Annotated in this window: 15 protein-coding genes; 10 read left to right on the top strand and 5 right to left on the bottom strand. The window is 64.2% G+C overall.

The features are described 5' to 3' along the window. Positions 1-23: 23 nt before the first annotated feature. Positions 24-914 carry a LysR family transcriptional regulator gene (locus RCO31_RS29485; protein ID WP_308971877.1) on the top strand — a complete coding sequence of 297 codons (891 nt, stop codon included), beginning with the start codon at positions 24-26 and terminating at the stop codon, positions 912-914. A 67-nt stretch (positions 915-981) separates the two neighbouring features. Here RCO31_RS29485 and RCO31_RS29480 read toward each other — a convergent pair whose 3' ends face one another. Together RCO31_RS29480 and RCO31_RS29475 are read right to left on the bottom strand one after the other, a co-directional pair. Next, positions 982-2,256 (bottom strand): M28 family peptidase, encoded by a 1,275-nt coding sequence (locus tag RCO31_RS29480; RefSeq protein ID WP_308971876.1) that lies wholly within the window; start codon positions 2,254-2,256, stop codon positions 982-984. After that, complete coding sequence (locus tag RCO31_RS29475; RefSeq protein WP_308971875.1) at positions 2,253-3,149, bottom strand: LysR substrate-binding domain-containing protein; 897 nt, start codon at positions 3,147-3,149, stop codon at positions 2,253-2,255. Before RCO31_RS29475 ends, RCO31_RS29480 begins: the two co-directional genes overlap by 4 nt. Positions 3,150-3,286: 137 nt before the next feature. Here RCO31_RS29475 and RCO31_RS29470 point away from each other — a divergent pair, with 137 nt between their 5' ends. The 9 genes from RCO31_RS29470 (at position 3,287) to RCO31_RS29430 (ending at position 21,463) form a co-directional block, all read left to right on the top strand. Further along, on the top strand, positions 3,287-4,048 hold the full coding sequence (locus RCO31_RS29470) for an amino acid ABC transporter ATP-binding protein (RefSeq protein WP_308971874.1): 762 nt from the start codon (positions 3,287-3,289) through the stop codon (positions 4,046-4,048). Positions 4,049-4,064: 16 nt separating this feature from the next. Next, positions 4,065-4,895 (top strand): ABC transporter substrate-binding protein, encoded by an 831-nt coding sequence (locus tag RCO31_RS29465; RefSeq protein ID WP_308971873.1) that lies wholly within the window; start codon positions 4,065-4,067, stop codon positions 4,893-4,895. Between the two features lie 27 nt (positions 4,896-4,922). Next, a complete protein-coding gene (locus RCO31_RS29460) occupies positions 4,923-5,588 on the top strand; it encodes an amino acid ABC transporter permease (RefSeq protein ID WP_308971872.1) in 666 nt (221 codons plus the stop codon). Then, complete coding sequence (locus tag RCO31_RS29455) at positions 5,575-6,843, top strand: M20/M25/M40 family metallo-hydrolase (RefSeq protein ID WP_308971871.1); 1,269 nt, start codon at positions 5,575-5,577, stop codon at positions 6,841-6,843. Before RCO31_RS29460 ends, RCO31_RS29455 begins: the two co-directional genes overlap by 14 nt. Before the next feature lie 12 nt (positions 6,844-6,855). After that, positions 6,856-7,809 carry an arginase family protein gene (locus tag RCO31_RS29450; RefSeq protein ID WP_308971870.1) on the top strand — a complete coding sequence of 318 codons (954 nt, stop codon included), beginning with the start codon at positions 6,856-6,858 and terminating at the stop codon, positions 7,807-7,809. Between the two features lie 225 nt (positions 7,810-8,034). Further along, positions 8,035-8,670, top strand: coding sequence for a TonB family protein (locus tag RCO31_RS29445; RefSeq protein ID WP_308971869.1), 636 nt, complete (start codon positions 8,035-8,037; stop codon positions 8,668-8,670). Further along, complete coding sequence (locus RCO31_RS29440) at positions 8,667-9,272, top strand: RNA polymerase sigma factor (RefSeq protein ID WP_308971868.1); 606 nt, start codon at positions 8,667-8,669, stop codon at positions 9,270-9,272. Before RCO31_RS29445 ends, RCO31_RS29440 begins: the two co-directional genes overlap by 4 nt. Continuing rightward, positions 9,272-10,246: a FecR domain-containing protein gene (locus RCO31_RS29435; RefSeq protein WP_308971867.1), complete on the top strand. Its 975-nt coding sequence runs from the start codon at positions 9,272-9,274 to the stop codon at positions 10,244-10,246. The genes RCO31_RS29440 and RCO31_RS29435 overlap by 1 nt, the downstream gene beginning before the upstream one ends. 228 nt (positions 10,247-10,474) lie before the next feature. After that, positions 10,475-21,463, top strand: coding sequence for a filamentous haemagglutinin family protein (locus RCO31_RS29430; protein WP_308971866.1), 10,989 nt, complete (start codon positions 10,475-10,477; stop codon positions 21,461-21,463). Positions 21,464-21,521: 58 nt separating this feature from the next. Here RCO31_RS29430 and RCO31_RS29425 read toward each other — a convergent pair whose 3' ends face one another. The 3 genes from RCO31_RS29425 to RCO31_RS29415 all read right to left on the bottom strand — a co-directional run bounded on the left by RCO31_RS29425 (position 21,522) and on the right by RCO31_RS29415 (position 25,131). Continuing rightward, entirely contained in the window at positions 21,522-22,364 is an 843-nt protein-coding gene (locus RCO31_RS29425) for a DeoR/GlpR family DNA-binding transcription regulator (protein WP_308971865.1), read from the bottom strand. Positions 22,365-22,372: 8 nt separating this feature from the next. Next, positions 22,373-23,947, bottom strand: a complete 1,575-nt coding sequence (locus RCO31_RS29420) for an ABC transporter substrate-binding protein (RefSeq protein ID WP_308971864.1) — start codon at positions 23,945-23,947, stop codon at positions 22,373-22,375. Between the two features lie 167 nt (positions 23,948-24,114). After that, positions 24,115-25,131 (bottom strand): alpha/beta fold hydrolase, encoded by a 1,017-nt coding sequence (locus RCO31_RS29415; protein WP_374991548.1) that lies wholly within the window; start codon positions 25,129-25,131, stop codon positions 24,115-24,117. Between the last annotated feature and the right edge of the window lie 17 nt (positions 25,132-25,148).

The raw sequence follows: 25,148 nt of genomic DNA, 5'->3' as shown, positions 1-25,148 counted from the left end.
ACGTTGGAAAGTGTGGCTAACCAATGGAGCCGGATTTCAATGCGCTCGCCGTCTTCGCGCTCGTGGCCGAGGAGCGGAGCTTCCGAGCGGCTGCCGACCGCATGGGAATCACCCGGTCGGCCGTCAGTCAGACCATCAGGCGGCTGGAAGAGACTCTCGGCATTGCGCTGCTGCAACGGACGACGCGCAGCGTTAGTCTGACGGAGGCCGGCGAGCGTCTTCTTGCCGAGGTCGCGCCCGCCATCGCGGATATGCGTGCGGCCATCGAGGCAACTGACAACTTGCGCGGACGTCCACGCGGACAGTTGCGCCTCGCTGTGTCGTCGATCGCCGAGCGCTTTCTTTCAGGACCCTTCCTGGCGGCCTTTGCCGAGGCCAATCCTGAGATTCAGATCGACATCACCGTCACCGACGAGGAATTCGATATCGTTGCTGAAGGCTATGATGCCGGTGTCCGGCTCGGCGAGGTGATCGAACAGGATATGGTCGCGGTGTCTGTCGCTGGTGAGGAGCGGCAGCTTGCCGTCTGCGCTCCGGCGTACCGGGATCGCTTTGGCGTGCCTGCACATCCCGGCGAGCTCGCTGGCCACCGTTGCATCGGCTGGCGACCCGCGCCAAAGGTCCCGCCTTATCGCTGGGAATTTGCCGAGGACGGCAAGGAGTTCAGCGTGGCTGTCGCGCCGGAGATCACGACGAACGACATGGCGTTGATGATAAAGCTCGCCGTCGCCGGCGCCGGAATCACTTTCGGGATGGAGGAGAGTTTTCGTCCCTGGATCGCGCGGGGAGAGCTTGTCTCTGTTCTTGAGAAGTATTGCCCGCGCTTTGCGGGCTTCTACCTGTACTATCCAAGTCGCCGCAACCTGGCGCCGAAGTTGCGTGCGCTTGTCGATCACCTGCAGCGCTTCAGATGACGTCGTGGTCGTGCCGGTGCGCGTTGAATCAGGCGCAGCAAGCGATCACGATAATCCTGGTTGTCGATCAGCGTGCGCGCCATTTGTCGGCCGTCTGCCCGTCCGCCTGGCAGGCTGCAGCAGCAAGGCAGGCCGCGAGCTGGGCCGCTGCTGAGAGTTCGGCTCGCGGTACCTTGTCGCGGGTGTCGGCGGCTGTGAGAACGAGGCGTACGGGCGCGGCCGGATCGTCGTAGCCCGCCACCATCCGGAAGGCGGGAATACCTGCGAGCGCAAAATTGGCGTGATCCGAATTCGTCATCAGCGGACGCACGCAGCGAAGATCGTGACCGTTTGCATCGGCAACTGAAAGCAGGAACGGCTCGACCCCCGCGAAGCCGCTGGTCAGCGCGGCAAGCCGCGGGCCGCCGGCCACGCTGTCGAGATTGACGTTCAATGCAATGCGGCTCCGTTCCTGTTCACTCAACTGCGCAACGTAGAGCGCCGAGCCGGTCAAGGCCCATTCTTCGGCACTGAAAAAGGCGAGCCGGAGCCCGCGGCGCCAATTGGCGACATGGGCCGCCAGCGCGCGGACCACAGCCAGGGCCGCAGCCACGCCCGAAGCGTTGTCGATGGCGCTCTCGCTCAAGTCGTGGCCGTCGACATGGGCGCTCAGCACGACCCACTCGTCCTCCCGACCTGGGATGTCGAAAAGAAGCGTTCTGGTCTCGGCCTGCTGCTCCTCGGTGTCGAGGCGCAGCGTAGCGCGCGGGAAACCGCGCGCGGTGCGGGCGAGACGTGCAGCGGTTTCGGGAGCAATGCCAATAGCCGGAATACCAGGCGTACCGACCTCGCGACCAGATGAACCGGTGACAAGACTGTTGGGCAGCGGGCCGGCGATCAGGAAGCCGAGAGCGCCAGCCTCGCGCGCCATGTCGTATTTGCGACGCCGATGGATCGTGCCCGCCGCGAACATCAGTTCGTGCCGGACCAGCACGAAGCGTCCGGCGATCTCGCCGCGATGCGCCTCGAATTCTTCCGGCGTGCCGCGTCCGATATCGACGACCTCAGCCGTCAATCCGCCCGGCGGCGTTGCGATCGACCGCACGAGCGGATGACAAGCCACGCTGCTGCCGTCGCCGAGGCGCAACTCGGCTCGCAAGGCCCGCCAGCCGCCATAGCTTACCGGAAGGCTTCGGCATGACACCTGGCTCGCTTGCGCGCCGCGCTCAGCAACGAAGTCCATGGCAAGGCGCTCACTCTCCGTCCCGGCCAGCCTGCCGCCAAATGCGCACAGCTGCTCGAAGTCACGCATCAGGTCGGGATCGGCCGCGATGCGTCCCGTGAGGTCCGGCGAGAGGATCATCGGTCGGTCTCCGTGGCTGGCGCGTTGAAACGCTTCAGATGCATATCGAACGCATCCAGGAAGGTGCGGCCGATCAGTGACAGCTCCTGATCGGTCGAATGAAAGATAGCGATGTCATAGGGGACGAGCGGACGAAACGGCCGGATCGCGAGGCCTGCAGCCTGAAACTGCTGCGCGGAGGCAGGATCGACGATCGAGACGCCGACGCCATTGGCAACCAGCCCGCAGATCGTCGCGAACAGTTCCGACGTCGCCACCACGTTGAGGCGGGTCGCAGCCTCCGCGAACACATTGTTGACGAGGTGATAGGCCGCCCACTCCCGTGACATGCCCACGAAAGGCAGTCCGGACATCAGCGCGGGCGTGATGATTTCGTGGGCGCACAGTGCGTGGTCCTTGGGCAGGACAGCCACGCATTCCATGCGATAGCGGGTGACGTTGAGGCCGGTCGGGTCGATCGGCAACTCGGCAATACCGATGTCGATCGTGCGCGACGGAAACATGCCGCGGACCAGATCCGAATTACGCGTGAAGACCTGCACCCGCACATTCGGTCGCTGCCGGACGAAAGCGGCGATGACCGGCGGCAGCAGTGCCACGCCTGCCATTGGATGCGAGGCCACGGTCAAAGAACCGACTTGTCCCTGTCGAATATGCTCTGCCGCACGGCCTAGATCGTCGATGCGATCGAGCGTGCGCTCGACTTCGGCGCGGAACGTGATGCCCTCGGATGTCAGGCGGAGGCGGTTGCCCGTCCGCGTGAAGAGGGAAAAGCCGAGTTCGCCTTCGAGCCTGGCGATTTGCGCGCTAACGGCGGGCTGGGTGATGCCCAGGGCCGAAGCCGCATGGGTCACCGATCCCGACTCCACAACGGCGCGGAATGCCTCGAGCAACCGAATATCCATGCCTGCATAAAATTTGGTTATTGTGTTTTTGGCAAGTACGTAATGTAATTCAGCTCAGAGCTATTTATTGGCTGGCTATTGGCATAACCAAATTTTCTGGTTCTGCCTTACACGGAGCGCTCCGGGTGCCGTCGTCAGGGCCGATCATCGCTGCGGACCAGGTCTCCAAGAGCTACGGCCCCAACGAGGTGCTGCGGCGGGTCAGCCTGCCCGTCGCGGAGAAGGACATGGTCTGCGTGATCGGGCCGTCGGGTTCGGGCAAGACCACCCTGCTGCGCTGCCTGGCACTGCTCGAACAGCCGAGCGCCGGCTGCGTCACCATGCGCGGCACGACGATCGCATCGTCCAAGCCAGATTTGGCGGAGCGGCGTGCGGCGCGAGCGGTGCGGCCCGACATCGGCATGGTCTTCCAGCACTTCAATCTGTGGCCCCACATGAGCGTTCTGGAGAACCTCATCGAGGCGCCGCTGCGCGTGAAGCGGATGGGGCGTGACGCCGCGATCGCGCTGGCGGAACAACTGCTCGCCAAGGTGGGCCTCGCCGACAAGCGCGACGTCTATCCGATGCGCCTCTCGGGCGGCCAGCAGCAGCGTGTGGCGATCGCTCGTGCGCTCGCGATGTCACCTCAGGTGATGCTGTTCGATGAAGCGACGTCGGCGCTCGATCCGGAATTGCGGCGCGAGGTGTTGCTCGTCATGCGCCAGCTCGCCGCCGAGGGCATGACCATGCTTGTCGTCACCCATGAGATGGGATTCGCGCGCCAGGTCGGCACGCGCGTCGTCTTCATGGATCATGGCGAGATCGTCGAGGAGGCCCCGCCCGAGACCTTCTTCACTGCGCCGAAGACCGACCGGGCCCGACGCTTCCTATCACTGTTCGCAGAATGACCAGAGGAGGACAAACATGCCGAGCCTTGCTTTGACACGCTTGCCGTTTCGCCTTTTGCCCGTGCTGTGCATCGCTGCGCTCGCAGCCGCTGTCGCAGCGCCGTCGCCGGCCTGCGCGCAGGCGTTGCAGTCGCGTCTGTTCGAGGTCACGAAATCGAAGAAGCTCCGCGTGTGCCAGTACCCGCTCTATTACTCGATCTCGTTCCGCAATCCGAAGAGCGGACAGATCGAAGGCATCGACGCCGACCTTTCCAAGGAGCTTGCCAAGGAACTCGGCGCCGAGCTGGAGATCGTCGAGTCGAGCTTTGGCACGTTTATCGCCGATCTCCAGGCCAACAAATGCGAGATCGGCATGTTCGGCGTCGGCGCCTCGTTGAAACGGGCGCAGGCGGTAGAGTTCTCCAAGCCTTATCTGGTGACCAACATCTATGCGGTCGCCCGCAAGGGTGGACCGATCAAGAGCTGGGCCGATGTCGACAAGAAGGGCGTCAAGGCCGCCGTGTCGCTCGGCAGCTACATCGAGCCGTTCATGAAGTCCTATCTCAAGAACGCCGAACTGGTGTCGGTCGCGCCGCCCAACACGCGCGAAGGCGAGCTGGTCGCCCAGCGCGTCGACGTGATCATCACCGACTATCCAACAGCAATCAAAGTCACTGACGAGTTCGACTGGGCCGAGACCATCGTGCCGGAGGAAAAGCTGGCGGTGACGCCTTACGCCTATGTCGTGCCGCAGGGCGATCAGATCTGGCTCAACTACATCAACCTGTTCATCGATACGATCAAGCTCGACGGACGGCTGATGAAGTACGCCGAGAAGAACAAGCTTGGCCCGATCGTCGCCCCATAACGCGGACTGACCGGCGGGAGCAGCGCGATGCCGACCTATCAGTTCCGATGGGACATCATCCCGAACAACATCGATTTCCTGATGTCGGGATTGCAGATGACGCTGATCATTTCGGCGACCGCTCTGGTCTTCGCGATGATCGGCGGATTGCTGCTCGCGGCCCTCGACATGTCGCGCTATCTCGCCGCGAGGGCCATCGGACTGACGATCGGCGAAGTGATCCGCAACACGCCGATCCTGGTACAGTTGCTCTGGGTCTATTACGTGCTGCCGATTGTCTTCAATATCCGCATCTCCTCGCTCGCGGCGATCCTGATCGGCTTGTCGGTCTATATGGCCGCCTTCATGTCGGAGGTCTACCGCAGTGGCATCCAGGCCGTGCCGAAGGGCCACCGCGAGGCCGCGCAGGTTCTCGGCCTGACGCCGTTCCAGAGCTTTCGCCGCATCGTGCTGCCGCAGGCCATCCGCTTCACGCTGCCGCCGCTCGCTTCGAACTTCGTGCAGCTGATCAAGTTCTCGTCGCTCGGTGCGGTGATCTCGGTCACCGAGATCACGCGGCGCGGGATGGAGCTGTCGTCCTCGACATTCCGGCCGCTCGAGATCTTCACCTTCGTCGCAGTCGTCTACTTCTTCATCTGTTGGCCGTTGTCGATGGCGATCCGCATCTGGGAACACCGTCTTGCACAACGCTGAGCGAAATTTTGACGCGCGGCGCCAGATTGCCGATCAGGTCGCAGCCGGCCGCGATACGCTGATTGCGATGACGCAACGTCTCGTCGCAGCGCCGTCTCCCAATCCGCCCGGCGAGGTGATGCGGGCCGCCGAAGTTGCCGCAGCGCTTCTGGCTGAGATCGACGGCGTCCGTATCGATCGGTTCGAGCCGGCGCCCGGCCTCGTCAGCCTGGTGGCGAGGATCGACAGCGGGCGCGACGGTCGGCGTCTGATCTTCAACGGCCATCTCGATACGTTTCCCCTTGGCGAGGATCTCGGCTGGACCGTTCCACCGCTTGGCGGAGTCTTGCGTGACGGGAAGCTTTATGGACGCGGCGTGTCGGACATGAAAGGCGGCATTGCCGCCTCGATCCTTGCCGCACAGGTGCTGGCGCGTCATCGCAACGCCTGGCGCGGCGAGATCGTCGTCACGCTTGCGGGTGACGAGGAGAACATGGGCTCGCTCGGCACACGCTGGCTTTTGGAGAACGTGCCGCACGCGAAGGGCGACGCGATGGTCAGCGGTGACGTCGGCTCGCCGCTGGTCGTCCGGTTCGGTGAAAAGGGCCTTTGCTGGATCGAGATCGAGGCGACGGGCCAGCCTGCGCATGGTGCGCATGTCCACAAGGGTATCAATGCCATCGATCGGCTACGCGCCGCACTCGATGGGTTGAAGCGGCTGGAAGCGCTGGCCGTCAACGCGCCGCCTGAGGTCACGGCGGCGATCATGGCCGCAAAGCCGGTGTCGGAATCCCTTTCCGGCGCGGGGGAAGCGGAGACGCTGCAACGCGCGACGGTGAACATCGGCACCATCGCCGGCGGGGTATCGCCGAATCTCGTGCCATCCCAGGCGCGCGCGGCCGCCGATATCCGTATCCCGGTCGGGGTTACGCTGGACGAGGTGGAGACGGCACTGCGGCGCGAGCTCGATGCCATCGACGGCATAAGCTGGCGTGTCATCGAGAAGTATCCGCCACGGTTCACGCCACCGAACCACGAGATCGTGCGCCACACGGTGGCGGCCGCGACCGAAATCCTCGCGCGCGCGCCCGTCGTCAACATGCGCGTCGGCGCGTCTGATGCGCGACTCTATCGCATGTTCGATGTGCCCAGCGTCGTCTTTGGCTGCACGCCGTTCGGGATGGGCGGACCGGACGAGCACATTCTGGTGGATGAACTCGTTGCCGTCGCCCAGGTGCATGCATTGACCGCGCTCGCCTATTTGAGCGACCCGTAGAGAAGGCACGACATGACAATCAAGGCCTCCAGCTTCACCGAAGCGCAACTGCTCGCAACCACCCGCGGATTCATGGGCGTGCCCTGGGCCACCTCCGCCGCGGGCGCGAAGGCGGCGATCCTCGGCGTGCCGTTCGATTGCGGCACGCATGCGTTCCGGATCGGCTCGCGCCAGGGGCCTGCGTCGATCCGCGCGCAATCACGGCTCGTCCGTGCCTACGAGTCTGAGGTTGCCGACTACGATATCCGCGCAAGACTCAACCTGGTGGACTGCGGTGACGTCGTACTGACGCCGAGCCGGATCGAGGATGCGTTCGCGCGTATCGAGGAGGCGGCATGGCGGATTGTCGATGCCGGCGCGACGCCGGTCGGCTTCGGTGGTGACGGCTCGATCTCGGTGCCGCTGGTCCGCGCCGCCGCCCGCAAATGGCCGGATCTGTGCGTGCTGCACATCGACAGCCACACTGACTGTCATCCGGTCGATCCCGAACATCCCTACGACGCGGCCACCCAGTTCAGTCACGCGGCGCTCGAACAGCGGGTCTCGCCGAGCGCGTCTTATCACGTCGGCATTCGCGGTCCGACCTACCGTCCGGGTGTGATGGATCACACCCGTTCGCTGGGCTACAATATCATCACCATGCGCGACTATGTCCGGCGCGGCGAGGCCGACGTGCTGGCCGAGTTGCACGATGCGATGAAGGGACGCCCAGTCTACCTGTCGTGGGACATGGATTCGTTCGACCCTTCGGTGGCGCCCGGCGTGTGCACGCCGACCTGGGGCGGATTCAGCGCGCGCGAGGGGCTGCAGTTGCTGCGCGGCCTAGCGGGTCTCGACATCGTCGCGGTCGACATCAACACGGTCAGTCCGCCGCACGACGTCAACGAGATGACGGCCTATCTTGCTGCCTATATGGCTTTCGAGACGTTACTCCTGCTGCAGCACTGCCCGACTCGTAGGTCCTGACAAGCCTAAGGCGCCGCTGTCCTGGCGCTCGGCGCATGGAAGCGAGGAACTGCTGACATAAGACTGTCAGACAGAAGCCTTAAGCGTGAGGCTTTGCCGGGCGGAGGCGAGCCTCCGGTGCAGATTTTCTTGATCAGTTCCGGCTGCGATGTTGGTTAGGTCGTGAGCTGGAATTGCCAAGCGTATTGCTGTGCCCTTTGGCTCGCGCTTGTCGGCGCGGGATTGATGTACGGCAGTGCGGCTGCCGGGCCGCGGACCGCGCCGGCCGCTTCGAATGAGCCGGTCAACTTCGATCTCGCCACGCAGGCCTTGGCTTCGGCCATTGAAGCCTACAGCGTCGCCTCCGGCTGGCAGATCATCTATGACGCAGCCTTGGCCATCGGTCGCAGGTCCGCGCCCGTCAAAGGCGAGTTTACGCCTCCGGCAGCGTTGCGCATGTTGCTCGCCGGAACGGGGCTCGTGCCGGAATTCCTGGCGGCCGATGGAGTCATGCTGGTCCCGGACCCGGGCGTGGCGCGCCAAACGCCGTACGAGCCGCCGGCGCATGTTCGCGCCTACTATGGGCGCGTCCAGGCGAGCCTCAAGCGCGCGTTCTGCGCAGATGCGCAGATCCGGTCTGGCGCCCACCGGATCGCCATTGGCTTTTGGATTGGACCGTCCGGCTCCGTGACGCGTGCCGCATCGCTCGGTTCGACCGGACGAGCGGAGATGGACGAGGCCTTCGATCGCGCCGTGCGCAGGCTCTCCGTCGGGTCGCCGCCACCGCCGGGTTTCGAGCAGCCTGTCATCATCCTCGTCACGCCCGATCTTCTCGGTCAATGTCATGCTGCGGGCCTGTCTCCGGCGAGGAGCGCGCGATGACGGAGGCGGGTTGGGCCGCGCTGCAGCGCCACCTGCTGACGCGATACGTGGATCTCAGGAAGCGGTTGACGCGCTATCTCGGATCGGCCGACCTCGCCAGCGATGCCTTGCACGATACCTGGTTGCGGCTGGCGCGGGGCGGCGAGCTCACAACGGTGCGCAATCCGGATACGTATCTCTACAGCATGGCGATCAACATCGCCTCCAACCACAGGCGCGCCGAGAGCCGCCGCTTGACCGCGTCGGAAGTCGATGCCTTGCTCGACGTCGCGGACGGTGCGCCGGATGCTGCGCGCATGCTGGAGGCGCGCGCGGAGCTGGAGGCATTGGTGACCATTATCGGCGAATTGCCCGTGCGCCAGCAGGCCATCCTTTTGGCTGCGCGGATCGACGGCACGCCGCGGCGCGAACTTGCCGCGCGGTTCGGTGTGTCGGAGCGTTTCGTGCAGCGGGAGCTGCAGGAGGCGCACGACTACTGTGCGACGCGCCTGGAAAAAATGATGAGCGGTCGGTTCAGGTCGTTCCGGCGAGAGGTGTCAACTGGTCAGAAGGCTTTCGGGCCGGTCGGCGAGAGACCGACGAGGTCAGGAACAGACGATTGATGAGCGGGGATCTGAACAGCGAAGCCGATGTGTTGAAGCGCGATGCGCGCCGCTGGGTCAGGCGGCTCGCATCAGGCGAGGCGACGACGACCGATGCCGATGCACTGAAGCGATGGCGTCAACAAGGTCCGGCCCATGAGGCGGCCTTCGCCGAGGCGATCCGCGTCTGGAAGAGCCTGGGCCCGGGTGGCCGCGCATTCATCGAAACGCAGGGCGCGCCGGTATGGTCCGCGCATCGTGCGACCATGACGCGCCGCGCGATGCTGGGAGGGACCGGCGCGATCGCCGCATCTGCGGCGGCCTACGCGATCGTCAAATCGCCACTGGGTTTGTGGCCGTCGCTGGAAGAACTGGGGGCGGATTACCGCACGGCCATCGGCGAGCAGAAGCGCGTGACAGTGGCGGATATCGCGGTGCAGATGAACACCCAGACGAGTATCGCCATTCCGTCGGGTGCAGGTGACGCCCGCAGCATTCGCTTGGTCACTGGAGAAGCATCGTTCTCGATGCCGGTGCAATCATCGTATCGACTGGTCGTGCTCGCGGGCGAGGGCCAGACGATCGCCAGCCGCGCCCGCTTCGACGTCCGCAGCATTGCTGCGACTACATCTGTCACCTGTCTCGATGGCGAGGTGCAGGTCGAGCTCGGCGAGCGGTCGGCACCAGTCAGGGCGGGGCAACAGGTTGCCTATGATAACAGGGGCCTCCAGCCAGCAGTCTCAATCGATCCCCGCGAGGCCACTTCGTGGCAGGATGGCTTCATCGTATTTCGTTCGACACCGCTTTCCGCCGCGGTGGCGGAGATCAATCGCTACCGGTCGGGCAAGGTCGTGGTGCTCAGCGCGGCGCTCGCTCAGAAAACGATCAGCGGCCGGTTTCGCATCGAGCGCACGGATGAGATTCTCGGCTGGATAGAGCGGGTAGCCGGCGCCACGTCCCGTTCGTTGCCTGGTGGAATTGTCTTGCTGAGCTGACACCGCCGGCCCATTCGTGGTGACACAAACCTGTCATCAAGTTTTTGGTTCAGGTTCGATCCTCGACCGGTGTCAGACCAGTGAGGCATTCGTTCTGTTCTTCCGCGGAGCAGAACGACGCCCGTCCTCCTGCCGAGAGAAGATCCGATGCTGAGCTGCGGCCCTGTTTTCCACGCCACGCCGTCCCGTCATAAGCGCCGTCATCTCGCATTGCTGGCCGGAGTAAGCGTGCTCGCACTGACGCTTGCGGCTCCGGGTGCAGAGGCTCGCCCCCTCGGCGGACGGCCGCCGTCGCCTTCAGCGGCGGCGGTGACGGCGGCGCAATCCGGCGCGGCTGAAGCCTCGCGGGTAGCGCGGCAAGCCCAGAACGCGCTGAAGCGGGCGACGCTTGCGATCCAGGTGATGCAGGCGACGCAGCAGGCCGCACGGGATGCAGCACGCGCGGCGCTTCAGGCAGCACCGAGCGGCATTCCGCATGGCTTGAAACCGGGCGGATTGCAGGTCGCAAGCGGCGCCGCACCGGGCACGCAGCTGTGGCAGGGTGCGAACCTTCCGACCGAATTCCAGGACGGCGACCGCATCAAGGTGACGGTGCAGCAGACGCAGGAAAAGGCGATCCTGAACTGGCAGACGTTCAACGTTTCGGAGAGGACCGATCTCAAGTTCGACCAGAAGACTTACGGTGGCACCAACGCCGGAAACTGGATTGCGCTCAACCGCGTGAACGATCCGTCGACATCGCCGAGCCGCATCCTCGGTTCAGTCACGGCGGACGGTCAAGTCTATTTGATCAATCGCAATGGCATCATCTTCGGCGGCACAAGCCAGGTGAATGTCGGAACCCTGATCGCTTCGTCGCTCGCGCTGTCGAACGAGCAGTTCATGGCGGGAATCAACAATTCCTTCGTCATTGAGGATGGGCAGGGAGGCACCCACTGGGGCATCCCGCAGTTCGGCGAGCATGCAACGGGCCACTCGGGGCAGGGGGCTCCGTTTGCGCCGTCCGGCGTTTCCGGTGATGTGACCGTTGAAGCGGGGGCTCAGTTGCGAACCGGCAGCGGCGGGAAGCTGATGCTGTTCGGCCCAAGGATTGCGAATGCCGGCCGATTAGAGGCTACGGACGGACAGGTGATCCTGGCGGCGGGCGAGCAGGTTTGGCTCGCGCCCGATTTAAGCGGCGTACGTGGTTTCGATGTTGCGGTTTCCGCGCCCGCTCCCTGGCTTCTCAACCACGGCGAGGTGGCTGGCGCGCTTGACCTGGGGGCAGTTTACGATCCTGGCTACATAGCACTGTTGCGCACCACGGTCCTTCCCGGGATGGAGGCTCGCGCTATCACTGCCGGCTATAACGTCACCAATACCGGTGCGATCCACTCCGAGCGCGGCAACATTACCCTGCAGTCACGCGAGGTGGTGCAGCATGGCGCGTTGACGGCGACATCAGCGCTGAACAGTCGCGAAGGCTCGATCCGTCTGCGTGCCTGGGGCCAGGGCATGATGGCTCACAGTTCGTCCCTGGATCGGCCGCAAATGCTCCATTGGTCGGCCGGCACGCTGACTTTGAGGCCCGACAGCGTCACCGCAGTAACGCCGGATCTGAACGATAGAAGCGAGATCGAACAGTCGGCGCTTGCGACGCGCTACAAGCCGGGCAAGGTCGAGCTACGTGGCAAGCTGATCGACGTCCAGAGCTTGGCCAGCGTGCTGGTTCCGTCCGGCAACATTAGTGCCGTGGCGAGCGCCGTTCCGATCAGCAGCATTCTCACCCCTGCCAACGGGCCGAGCGAAGATCTGGTTCAGGGCGATGCAACTGAGAAGGACGGCAGTCGCGTTTACATCGACCGCGACGCTTATTTGAGCGTTGCAGGCGTGCAGGACGTACTGGTGGCGATGGAGCGCAACTTCATCGAAGCGCAGCTTTACATCAACGAGCTGCGCGACACGCCACTCTACCGCGACTCTTGGCTGCGCGGCACGAAGGTCGTCGTCGATCGCCGTGTCAGCGGCCTGTTCGGTGCCGGCCCGATGTCCGGCGTGCAATGGGTGCAGGACGAGGCCGGCAATTACATTCCCGGCGCGTGGGTCGGCACGCCGCTCGCCGACGTCACCGGCTGGGTCGGGCTTGGAAAGACTGACCTGCAGGAGCTATCGACCAGGGGCGGCTCGATCATCCTGAAGGCGGGCGGTTCGGTGATCACGCGTGCGGGCTCGCTGCTCGACGTCTCGGGCGGCTCGGTCCGCTATTCGGACGGCTGGAACAATACCACCAAGCTGCTCGGGGCCGATGGCCGAATCTACAATATCGGTGCGGCGATGCCGGACCAGACTTACGTCGCGCTGGGCGGCGGGTTCACCCGCCGTAGCGAGCGCTGGGGGATCACCGAGACCTGGACCGGTCCGCTCAGCAAATCTGGGCGCACCTTCGAGCGCGGCTATACGGAGGGACGCGACGCCGGCAAGATCGCAATCTATTCCGGCGAGGCGCTGGTCCTCGAGGGTGACATGTGGGGCGGCGTGATCGTCGGCGAGCGACAGGCGCTCGGCGATCTACCGCGGGCAGGCTCGCTCGAGATCGGTGGCGGCGGCGACGACGATCGCGGCTGGACGCCGGCCGATCTGATCATCACGGCCCGGCCGGTCGTGCTGCCGGACGATTTCGCCGCGACGACGCCTGTGGGCGAACGATACTATCGTCCGGATATCTGGCCGCTTTCCGAAAAGACGACCTGGCTTGCCGCGGACATGTTGAGCCAGTCCGGGTTGGGCACGCTTGATCTTTTCGTCACCAGCAGCTTTGCGGTGGACCGTGGCAGCCGGCTTGAGCTCGACGCTGGAGCGTCACTGTCGGTGAAATCCAATGCCTCGACGGGTGTCGTGTTCGATATCGACGGAACGATCCGCATTGCCGGCGGCGAGGTGTCCCTCGGCATGGCGGGTGTCGGTCTGCGCAACATCGACCTCGGCGCAAATGCGGTCATTGATGTCAGCGGCGAATGGATCAACGAGCGGATTGATGGGCCGTTGGTCACTCGGCCGGCAATCCACGGCGGCACGATCAGCCTGTCGGCGATAACAATGAGTGTCGAATCCGGCGCGCGGCTCGATGTCTCGGGTGGCGGCTACGTGTGGCTGAAGGCGGGGAAATCCAAGCTCGAAGTCGGCGATGCCGGGGAGATCACCTTGCCGAAGGTCGCAGGCGAGGAGATGGCGAGACTGGAGCTGCGTGCCTTCGCCGCCGGATCGGGCGGCAGCCTGAGCTTCGAGATTGATTCCTCCGTTCAACTCGGCGGCATTGCGCCGACCGATCCATCGATCCTGCATGTGCCCGGCTCGCTCTACGCGGAGCGCGGCTTCCGATCGGTGTCGATCTTGGCGTACGGCGATATCATCGTTCCGGACGGCGCGACGATCGAGCATGCGCCGTACAACGTTCAATTGAATTCCGGCTATCTCGACGCGGCTTCGGGTGCAAGGATTACCGACGTCGGGACGGTCGGCATCCTGCCGCCGCACCTGCGTGCGGGCTTGCAATCGACCGAGCTTGCTCTGTCAACCACCAACGGAGATATCACGGTCGGCGCGGAAGCTGTCGTGCGCACGGATCCAGGTGGTCGTGTCGCGTTGAGCGCCGGACGGCTCAGCAGCGGCGATGTGATCATTCGCGGCGTGATCAATGCTCCGGCCGGCACCATTGTTCTCACGGCCGCCGAGGAGTTGCGTTTGGCGGCAGGCGGCAGCCTCCTGGCACGCGGTACGCCGCTCATCTTCCGCGACGGCCGCGGATTGCGCAGCGGAAAGGTGCTTCCCGGCGGGTCCGTGAGCCTTGAAGCCAGCAATCGGCTGATGGTCGAAAGCGATTCTCTCATCGATGTCAGCGGCGCAAGCGGCGAAATCGACGTGCCGCGAGGCGGATTGCGCGGGAACACGGCCACGACCGTCCAGCTCGCAAGCGACGCCGGCACGATATCGATTAAAGGGATCGGCACGATCGAGGGAAAGCTCGTCGGCCGGCCTGGAGGCGCCGGGGCCGCGGGAGGCAAGCTGCTCCTCGATCACCTCGGGGCCCCCGCCAGTGAAGGAGACCAGACGCCTGGCGAAATGATCTGGTCGAGGATCAGCTGGATGGACCCGACTTGCCAGATGGAGCCGTTCACCTGCGAGGGGCAGAGCCCGCTAGGCTTCGATTTTGGTCTCATCTTGGAGGCATGGGACTGGGCGGACAATGGGAAGCTGGACTTTGGCGACAGGCCCGAGATGATCATCACGCAAGCGCTGATCGATCGACTGTCCTTGCCGACTCGCTCCGAGCTGATCGTCTCCGACAAGGCAGCAAGATCCGAGGGCATCGGCGCGATTGATCTGGCGAAATTCGGCCTGACCGAAGAAGCTCTCGATCTGCTACGCGATAACTTTATCGGCAGCGATATTCTGCGCGAGAGCCTGCGGTCACCACCAGGCGATTACACGCTGCTTGTGCGGCCAGCGGCGCTGACGGCGGGCGGATTCGCGGATCTGCAGTTCAATTCAAGTGATGCGATCAGGCTCGACGGCGTGTCGCTGTCCTCCGCTCGTTCGATCGTGCTACAGGGGCCGATCTCGAATGCGGGCGCGCTGAGCTCAACCATTCATGCGCCGCATATCGGCTTGGAATTTCACACATCTGCTGCTGTCTCTGCATCAACGGCCGGGACATTGACCCTCACGAGCAATGTCATCGATATCACCGGCGGAAGCACGATCCGCGGCTTTTCGCAGACGCTGTTCGAAGCCTCGGACGTTCGTCTGACGGCGCGGCAGCAGCAGGGAACTGTGACGCCGACGGCGCTCCTGGATGTCGAAGGGAATCTGGTTCTTCGGACGGGTCAGGTTTACCCGTCGACGGGTATCGTGGCGACGATCAAGGCGAGCGATCGCATCACGGTCGAGCGCCTCGGCGACGCCGCTCTGCCCCTGTCAGCCGGCGCCAGCTTGACGCTTGACGCGCCGGTAATAGAGCAGAACGGCACGCTGAGGGCGCCGTTGGGCCAGATCACGCTCAAGGCAAGCGACCGCCTGGTGCTCGGCGCAGGCAGCATTACCTCAGTGTCAGGTGACGGCCTGATCGTGCCGTACGGATACCTCAGCAACGGCGAGTACTGGCTGCCGTCCGGGACCGTGGTCGATCCCAGCGATCCGGCAAAGGGCAATCTCGTAGCACCGCCTGAGAAACGGATTACGCTGGAGGCTCCTGTCGTGGATACGACGGCAGGATCCGTGATCGATATTCGTGGCGGCGGCGATCTTTATGCGCGCGAATTCGTGCCGGGGCCGGGTGGCTCGCACGACATTCTGGCGACGGCGAATACATATGCGGTGATCCCCGGCTTCAGCGGAATCGCTCCCGCCGGCGGCGGCATGGACATCGGCGAGCGGATCTGGCTCGCCGGCGGCAATGGGCTGGCAGCGGGATGGTATACACTGCTGCCCGCGACCTATGCGACGCTGCCGGGCGCCTACGCAGTATCACTCGCGGCAGACGGTCTGAGCAGCCCGATGCCGAGATCGATCCCGCTGGCCGACGGCTCGATGATGATGAATGGTCGGCGCGGCAACGGAACGACCGGCGTGCAGGATCAGCTCGCATCATCGTGGCGGGTGATGACTGGCGCGCAGTTGCGCCGGTACACCGAGTACAACGAGGCCTTCGCCAACACCTTCTTCGGATCCGACGCCTTCAAGCTGACGCAGTACCGGCTGACCGGGCAGGACGTGGTGACGCCGCGACTGCCGATGGACGGTGGCTCGGTGGTGTTCAAGGCGACGCAGCAGCTCATCCTCGATGGTTCGCTGAGGTCGCAGGCGGCGGCAGGTGGCCGCGGCGGCCTGGTCGACATCGCAGGCGCAAGGATCGCCATCGCCGGTGCGGGAGCGGATGCGGCAGCACTCCGGGCCGATGGTTATCTTGTCATCGATGCGGTGAGCCTGTCCAACTTCGGTGCCGGCAGCCTTCTGATCGGAGGCACACGCAAGGGTGATCCGCTCGGTCTGCGGCTCGACGTGATCGCGAGCGACATCGTCGTGCGCAATGACGGAAGCTCCGCGCTGACTGGCCCCGAGATCATCCTCGCCGCCTCCGGCCTGGTCGATGTCGGAGCGGGCAGCGTGATCCTCGCGAAAGGCGAGGCGGCAGTCGGGGCCAGCGATCTGGTCATAACTCCGCAGGAGGCGGCGATCATCGCCGATCCCGACGGTTGGGACGACGGCGATCCGTCCGACGATATCATCGTGACTCCGTCGAAGGACTACGGAGCGCTGATCCGGATCTCGAATGGCGATGCGGTGCGGGTGCTACGCGAGAATGTCGATATCGCTATCGGCGGCGTGGTGAAGGTTGGGGCCGCGGCTCAGCTAAGGGGCGGCGCCTCTCTGCTGATCGATGCGACCAGCAATACCGAGCTGGACGGCACGGCGTCGCTGTCGGGAGCATCGCTGTCCGTGGCGTCGGGGCGTATCGGCTTCGGTGGCGGCAACACGGGACTCGTCCTGTCGCTCGACTCGCTGCGGCAGCTCGCGGCGACACGGCACCTGACCTTGCGCAGCTATACGAGCATGGATTTCCACGCCTCGTTCGATCTCGGCAGCGCCGGGCTCGCCTCGGTGACGTTCGACGCCGCGGGCCTCGCCGGCCACAGTGCGCGCGCCGTCATGATCACGGGCGGGACGATTGCGCTGGAGAACACGGGTGGGAGCATGGTGCAGGCGGGCAATGGCACGGGCACGCTGAACCTCGTCGCCGACGAGCTCGTGCTCGGACGCGGCACGAAGGAGATCACCGGCTTCAGCAGCGTCGTGCTGACGGGCACGCGTCAGATCATCGGCGAAGGTGCCGGCCGCGTGAATGTCGGAGATGCCACGCTGACGCTCGTGACGCCGGTCCTGACCGGGCGCGGTGGGGCGGCCCAGACACTCGCGACCACGGGGGCGCTGAGGCTGACAGGAGCAGGATCTGGTCCGAAGAACGCCTTGGATAGCCTCGGAACTCGGCTGATCCTGCAGGGCGGTTCGGTTGATGTGGCGAGCCACATCGTCGCACTCGGTGGTGCGGTCGAAGTCATCGCGACTGCCGGCAACGTCGTGCTTGGTTCGGGCGCCGTAATCGATGTTGGCGGCTTCGGCAAGCAGTTCTACGACGTGGCCGAATATGCCGATGCTGGACGGATCGCTTTGACGGCATCGCGCGACGTGCGGCTGCTGGTCGGCTCAGCGCTGAACCTCGCGGCGCCACAGGGCGGCGGCAATGCCGGGGCGTTGTCGGTGAAATCGGATGGCGGCGCAGTCGCGTTTGACGGCGCGATCACCGCCCAGACCGGTACAGGCGGCAAGGGCGGTTCGTTCGCGCTCGACATCAACGAGCTCGACTATGCCGCGATGAACGAACGGCTGAACGCTGCCGGGTTCACGCGGTCGCGCCAGTTCCGTATCCGCACTGGCGATGTCGTCATCACCGGCGTTGCCGCGACCGAGGACTTCCAGCTCTCGGCCGATGTCGGCCTCGTCACAATCGCAGGCACGGTCGATGCCCGCGCGACTTATGGCGGATCGATCCTGATCGGGGGCGGAGGCGGTCTTGCAATGACTGCCACCGCCGACCTCAGGGCCGGAGCGACGAGCAACTTGCTTGGTTCGGGCCGCGTGACGCTTGAAGCCGGCGACGGGATGCTCGAGATACGCGCGGGCAGGATCGATGTCGCTGGCGGCGAAGGCGGCAAGGTCCGCTTTCGCGCGCGCCAAACTACTGGTCATGACGAGATCGCGGTTACGACGCTCAATGCGACGATCACCGGTGCGCGCTCGACGGTGCTCGAAGGCCTCTCGGTCTACGAAAGCGCTACGACGGAAGCGATCAAGGACGAGGCCAAGGCCGATGCCACGACTTTTGCAACGAACGCAGGAGCCATCGCCGCCCGACTCGGTCTCGCTCCGAAACAGGTGATGGCTGGCATCGAGATCCGCAGCAACGGTGATCTCACGGTCGACGGCGACTGGAATCTCTACGCCGATTTCGCGACCCAGCGGGAAGGCACGCTGACGTTGCGCGCGGCCGGCAACCTGCTCATTAACGGCCACATCAGCGACGGATTCCACCTCGCCGATCGCACCGGCATCCTGCAGGATGCGGCGTCATGGGACATCCGGCTCGTTGCGGGCGCCGATCTCGATTCTGCTGATGCACTGGCTCTTGCTCCGCTGACCGAACTGGCGGTGGGCAAGGGCTCGCTCACGGTTGGTAGCGCGAGCGCCGGCAAACTGGTCCGAACCGGCACTGGCGACATCATCGTACGCGTCGGGCGCGACCTCAATCTGGCGCATGAGGAATCGGTAATCTACACCGCGGGTCGGAGAGACACGACCGCCTGGCCAGATTTCACGACGGTGCCATCCGCCTTCATCGACAATCAGTTTGTTCCCATCGCGACTGCAGCTTATGGAATCGAGGGCGGCCATCTGGATATCGCAGCACAGGGCAATGTGAGCTCCGTACTTAGCGATCCGGCGAACTACCAGTTCTTCGGCACCTGGCTCGATCGCATGGGAAGTCTCGAATGGGGCCCCGACCAAGGTCCTGCCACGCTGGAGTCCCACTTCCTGTATCCGTACAATCAAAGCACGTGGTTCGTGAACTACGCCGTCTTCAACCAGGGCGTGGGCGCGCTCGGCGGCGGCAACGTCTCGGTCAGCGCCGGTGGCGACATCAACGACCTCACGGTGGCGCTGCCCACCAACGGTCGCGTGCGCGGCGGCCGCACCGAAGGCGAGCGCAAGCTACTGGAGCTGCGCAACGGCGGCGCCTTGACGGTCGATGCCGGTGGGGCAATCCACGGAGGTCAATATTACATCGGCCGTGGTGAAGGCGCGATCATGGCGGGTGAGTTGGCGATCAGCCGGGGCATCGCCAATCTGGCGCCGGTGCTCGCGCTCGGCGATTCCGCGCTTTCGGTGAAGACGAGCGGCGCCATGCATGTGGCGACCGTGGCCGATCCTCTGCTCTCGCGCGTGCCGCTCGGAACAATAGCGTGGGACATCGTAGGTCGTGACGCGTTCATGAGCGGCTACACGAACGATACCGCGCTCAGCCTCGTCGCTGTCGGCGGCGATGTCACGCTGGGCGGCTCGAATCCTGCTTCTCTTCCCTTCTTCGCAGATCTTGTCGCTCATGCGCGCGACCGCTATGCCGCGAGGACGCATATCGCGGCGCTGAACGGATCGATCATCAACCGAGGTGCAATCTACACCATGCCCGGCGACCAGGCAGATTTCCGCCTCGTCGCCGACGCTGATGTCGTAGTCGGCACGATTGTGATGTCGCGTGCGCCCTGGGCCATCATCCCGCAGCCCTTCATGCCCATGGGTCGGCCAAGCGGCGATCCATATCATTGGTGGGGTACGAATATCGACGTTGCGCTCGTCAACGATATTGTCGATGTATTGGGAGACGAAAGGTATCGGCCGCGCGATGCCAATCCGGAGCGCCTGCCGCTAGCCGACGATTATGAGCCGAGCCGCATCTATTCGCGCTCCGGCTCGATCAACGGCGGCAATATTCTCAGCAACGAGCAGACGTGGTTGCGCGCAGGCGAAGACATCCGTGCGCTTTCCCTGAATCTGCGCAACAACCATCCGACCGATGTATCGCTGCTCGAGGCGGGCAACGACATTCAACACATCGCCGGCTCGTTCCAGAACGACATCTCGTTCAACACGCTCTGGGCGGCCACCATCCAGGGGCCGGGCGCTTTGCTCCTGACGGCGGGCCGCGACATCTACAATTCGAACGTCGTCAGCACCGGCAACAAGCGATGGGATCCACTCACGAATCGCCCCATTCTCGAGTCGGAGATTCGTGGCCTTCCGGAGCAGGGCGCCGCGATAAGCCTGATGGCGGGACTGCAGGGGAAGCGGCCGGCCTACGAAGCCTTCAAGGAAGCCTATCTCGATCCGGCCAACGTGGCGACGATGCCCGACTACCTGAAGGCAACCATGCCGGACGGATCAGTGCTGCCGATCTACCTCACCGACCTGATCGAGGTGGAGAAAAACGGGCAGCAAAAGACCGTGCGCCGCGGACTGGTATCGTTCATCGCCGACATGACGGGTGAGATGTTGTCGCCGATGGATGCGTGGGCCCGGTTCCAGGCTCTGCCGGAATTCACGCGCGAAGTGTTCCTGCGCCGCATGTACATGCAGGAGCTGCGTGATGCCGGCCGCGACCAGAACACACCGGACAGCCGGGGACAGCCGTACAACGGCGGCTACAATCGCGGTTACGCGGCAATCGAGGCGATGTTTCCGGGCAGCGACTGGAGGGGCGACGTGGTGAGCCAGCGCTTACTCTATCGTACCATGGCGGGAGGCGACATCGAGGTGCTGACCCCGGGTGGCGGCCTGCAGGTGGCGGCGCTCGGCACCAGCGTGCCGGCGGGCGCCGGTCTCATCACGCTCGGCTCCGGGCACATCAATATCTTCACCAGGGACGACGTCGTCGTGAACCGCTCGCGCATCCTGACCTTCGTTCCGAGCGCGGTTGCGCGGGGCAACGACATGATCATCTGGTCGACGCTCGGCGACATCGATGCCGGCCGTGGTGCCAAGACGCTACGCACGCCTTCGGCGCCAGACATCGAGACCGACCTCGATGGCAATACGAAAATTCTGGAACGCCCGGACGTGGAGGGCAGCGGCATCGGTACCATTGGCGATGGCGACGTCGACCTCGTCGCACCTGGGGGGACGGTCAATGCTGGCGATGCGGGCATCCGCGTCGCCCGCAATTTCAACGTGGCGGCGCTGCAGGTACTCAATGTCGGCAATATTCAGATCGGCGGGAATTCAAAGGGCATTCCGGTCGTTGAAGTGCCGAGTATCGCGGGCCTGACCGAGGCCTCCAATGTTGCGGGCGCTGCCGCCCAGCAAGCGACCACACCTGCGGCTTCGAGCGGCGCGGCTCAGGCCTCAATCATCATCGTCGAGGTTCTAGGTTTCGGCGGTGGTGACGGAACGACGCCGGACGAGCAGCTCGAAAGTCGGCGCGAGCGTCGAAGCAGCCTGGATGTCTATGATCCGAACAGTGCCGTAAACATGCTCGGCAATGGCAAGCTCAGCGACGAGCAAAAGAAAAGGCTGACAGACGAAGAGCGAAGCCGTCTCAACGCACTCGTTGTTGAGCCGGGCTCTCTCTGAAGAGTCGTGACTTCCCGGCATTTCGAGGCGAACCGTTCCGACGGCCTTGCTTCGCATGTCAGCTCGAAGCTGCTCGACGCGCTCCCTCCGGCTGCGGGAGAAGGAGCCTCACTCCCGCATCATTGAGGCTTGCGACCATTTCGGATTCGGGCACGTGGTCGGTTGCGAGTGCGTCGACCTTGTGGAGTGGCTGCACCACATAGGCGTCACCGCGGCCGAACTTGCTGGCATCGGCGACGAAGGCGAGCAAGCGCGCGCGCTCGGCCAATGTCGCGCCGATCGCAGCATGCCATTCCGAGGGTCCGAGGAAACCGTGCATGGCACCGATTGCGCTGGTGCCACAGACGGCGAGATCGAACAGGCGATGTTCGAGCATCCTGAGCGTGTCGGGGCCTACCAGCGTTCGTGTCGAGGCTTTCATCACGCCCCCGAGCAGCGTGACCTTGCAATGCCCGCAGCCGGCGAGGACCGTGGCGATGTCGATCATGTTGGTGGTCACCGACAGAGCTGGTCCGCGCTGTGCAAGCGCCTCGGCCAGCAGCAGCATGGTGGAGCTGCCACCGAGGAAAACCGTCATCCCGGCATCGAACAGCGGCAGGGCAGCCTCCGCAGCGATCGCTTTTGCTTCGCGCTCCACGCCGAGCCGCTCAGTCACCGGTCGGCGCGCGGTCAGGTCGACCGCGCCGGTCGGCGCTGCGCCGCCATGAACCCGGCGCAGCCCGCCCGCCTTCTCCAGCGCGCGAATGTCGCGCCGGATCGTCTCCTGCGAGACGCCGAAGCGGATGGCGAGGTCGCCGACCGAGATGATGTCGCCGCGGCCGATCAACGAGAGGATGAGCTGCTGGCGCGCGGCGCTGAGCCTTGCGCCGTCGCGCCCACGCGTTTGGTCCTGCTTCGTCACTTTATGAATCAGCTCCTTGAGAAGGCCTGGTTGCGCGGTCCGAAGTCGAGGTCAAGCGTCTGTCCCGGGATCCAGGGGACGTCGCGGCGCTTGCCGTAGAACTGACCGGAGGCGTGCAGCACCACGCATGGCGGATCGTCGCGATCGATGATCTCCAGCATGCGGCGGATCAGGACGCGACGCGCTTCTGGATCGAAGGTGCCTTGCAGCTCCGCCCCGAGCGCGAAGTGCTCCTCGTTTCTCCAGATGCCAACCAGCTTCGGCAAAGTGCCGTTGGGGCCGAATTCGCGCCAGGCATGGCCGAGATAATCCGGGAAGATCGCGGTCGAGGAGCTATCATAGATCGCACGCACCGGTTTTTTGTAGATCTGGGTGAAGTTTTCCATCATCTCGATCTCGACCTTCAGGCCGACCGCCCGCCACATGTCGAGCATGACCTGCGCGCCGGCGACCTGGTTGGTGTAGTAGTTGTTGAGCAGCCGGTAGGTGATCCGCTCACCCTGGTATCCCGCGTCTTTCAGCAGCTTGCGCGCGAGGTCCGGGTCGTAGGCGAGTGCCGGATAGTCCTCGATGTAGCCGGCTCCAAAGCTTGGAAACTGAAAGCTGTTGGGTACCGGCACGCGGTTGTCCCACAATGTCTCCACGAACAGCTTGCGATCGAGTGCGAGACTGAGTGCCCTGCGGGCTCGCGGATCGGTCAGCCCAGGCGTTTCCGGATCGATGCCGAGATAGCGGATGTTCTGCACCGCGCCGCCTGCGACCTCAAGGTTCGGTCGTTCCTGAATCGTCGCGAACTGGTCCGGCGGGATATCGGTCACGATGTCGAGCTCGCCTGTCAGAAGCCCATTCATCCGCGCAGCGACCTCGGGCACGATCCGAAATTCGACACCGGAAAAGGGCGGTCGACCGCCCCAATAGGCCTCGTGCGCGGTGAGCACGACGTTGATATCGAGCTTCTGCGAGACGAGCCGGTAGGGACCGCTGCCGATCGGCATCGCCGTCCAGCGCTCCCATGATCCAGCCGCTTCGAACGCACGCTTGCTGACAATCTCGGCTGCCCAGGAGGCGAGGCGCTGCTCGAGCAAGGCGTCGTCACCCTTGGCATGGATGATGATCGTGTAGGGATCGACGATTTCCACGCGATCGATCCGATCGAGCGTCTGCATCGCAATGGTGCGGCCGGATCGGCCCGGCCCAAGCAGGTGATCCGGGCTGAAGCTGAACTCGACATCATCCGCCGTAAATGGACTGCCATCGTGGAAGACGACGCCCTTGCGCAAGGCGAGGCGAAGCGACCGTGCGTCGATCCGTTCCCAGCGCTCGGCGAGAGCAGGTCGCAACGTCATGCCCTTTGCGTGATCGAAGGCGATCAGCGTGTCGAACATCTGCGGCACCACCCGACGCGTCGCGGTGCTGTTGAAGAGTATCGGTTCAAGCGCCTGCGGAAATCCCGACATACCGACGGTCAGTCGTCGCCACGCTTTCGTTTCGCCGTCGGTTGCGCCGGCTTCTCGCCCGCCGAAAAGGCCGGTCGCGAGCGCGCCGATCAGCACGTGCCGGCGGCTCGGGTGAAAATCAGTCATCGTGCGCCTCCCTCCAACAAATCCGAGGGCAGGTTAGGGAGGCACTGCAAAGCCCAGATGACGGATTTTGTGCGGTTATGTGGATTATTGACCGTGTGAGACAAGCGGGCGCTTACAGCGCCCCTCGCGGGAGCTGTCTTATCTTCTCGCCGCTGTTGCTCAGGTGTTCAGTTCTTGTTGGAGAGACCGCGCAAAAGCGCCTGATGAAACTGGTCGGGTGCCTCGACCTGAGGGGAATGACCAAGTTCGGGGAATTCCACGAGGGTGGCTCGCGGGATGGCCTTGGCCGCGCGGCGTCCGAGTTCCGCATAGTTGCCGAGCCGCTGCGCGACGTCGGCCGGCGCGCGATTGGCACCTGGCGCGGTTCGGTCTTTTCCGCCGATCAGCAGAAGTGTGGGGACTTCGATGCGGCCGAACTCGTGAACCACGGGTTGGGTGAAGATCATGTCGGACGTCTGCGCCTGATTCCAGGCGACGATCTCCTTGGCCGGTCCCGCATACATGCCCGCCTGCATCGCGACCCATTTGTCGTAATCGGCCTTCCACTGGCCATTGTAGTAGAAGCGCAGCTGATAGGCTTTGATGCTGTCGAAGTTGGTGCGCAGCTCGCCTTGATAGAGCTGATCGATGGTTGCGTAAGGAACGCCCTCCGCCTGCCAATCCTCCAGGCCGAGGGGATTGACCAGGACGAGTTGCTCGACCGTCTGCGGATAGTTCAGCGCGTAGCGTGCGGCCAGCATGCCGCCCATGGAATGACCAAGGATCGTGGCCCGCTCGATGCCGCGCGAGGCAAGCAACGCGCGCGTGTTCGCTGCGAGCTGGTCGAAGCTGAACTGGTAAGCTTGCGGCTTTGTCGAACTGCAAAACCCGATCTGGTCGGGCGCGATCACGCGGAAGCCGGCCTGCGTCAGTGTCCGGATGGTGCTCTCCCAGGTCGCTCCGCAAAAGTTCTTGCCGTGGAGGAGAACGACGGTGCGACCATTGGCCTGTCCTTCGGGCGCGATATCCATGAAGGCCATCGAGACTGTCTGGCGTTGCGACGGGAACTCGAAGCGTTGGACAGGATGAGGGTAGGTGAAGCCCTCGAGCTGCGGACCATAGGCGGGGCGCGTTTCGGCCTGCACCGGCGCCAGCGATGCAAGTATGGCGGCCAACGCCATGGACGGAACGGACTTACTGTTCATCGGATCGATCCCTGAGA

It is taken from the genome of Bradyrhizobium sp. LHD-71, from assembly GCF_031157255.1.
In the GTDB taxonomy this organism is placed as follows: domain Bacteria; phylum Pseudomonadota; class Alphaproteobacteria; order Rhizobiales; family Xanthobacteraceae; genus P52-10.
The sequence above is the reverse complement of the archived record's forward strand: the minus strand, read 5'-3'. Positions and strand labels throughout refer to the sequence as shown.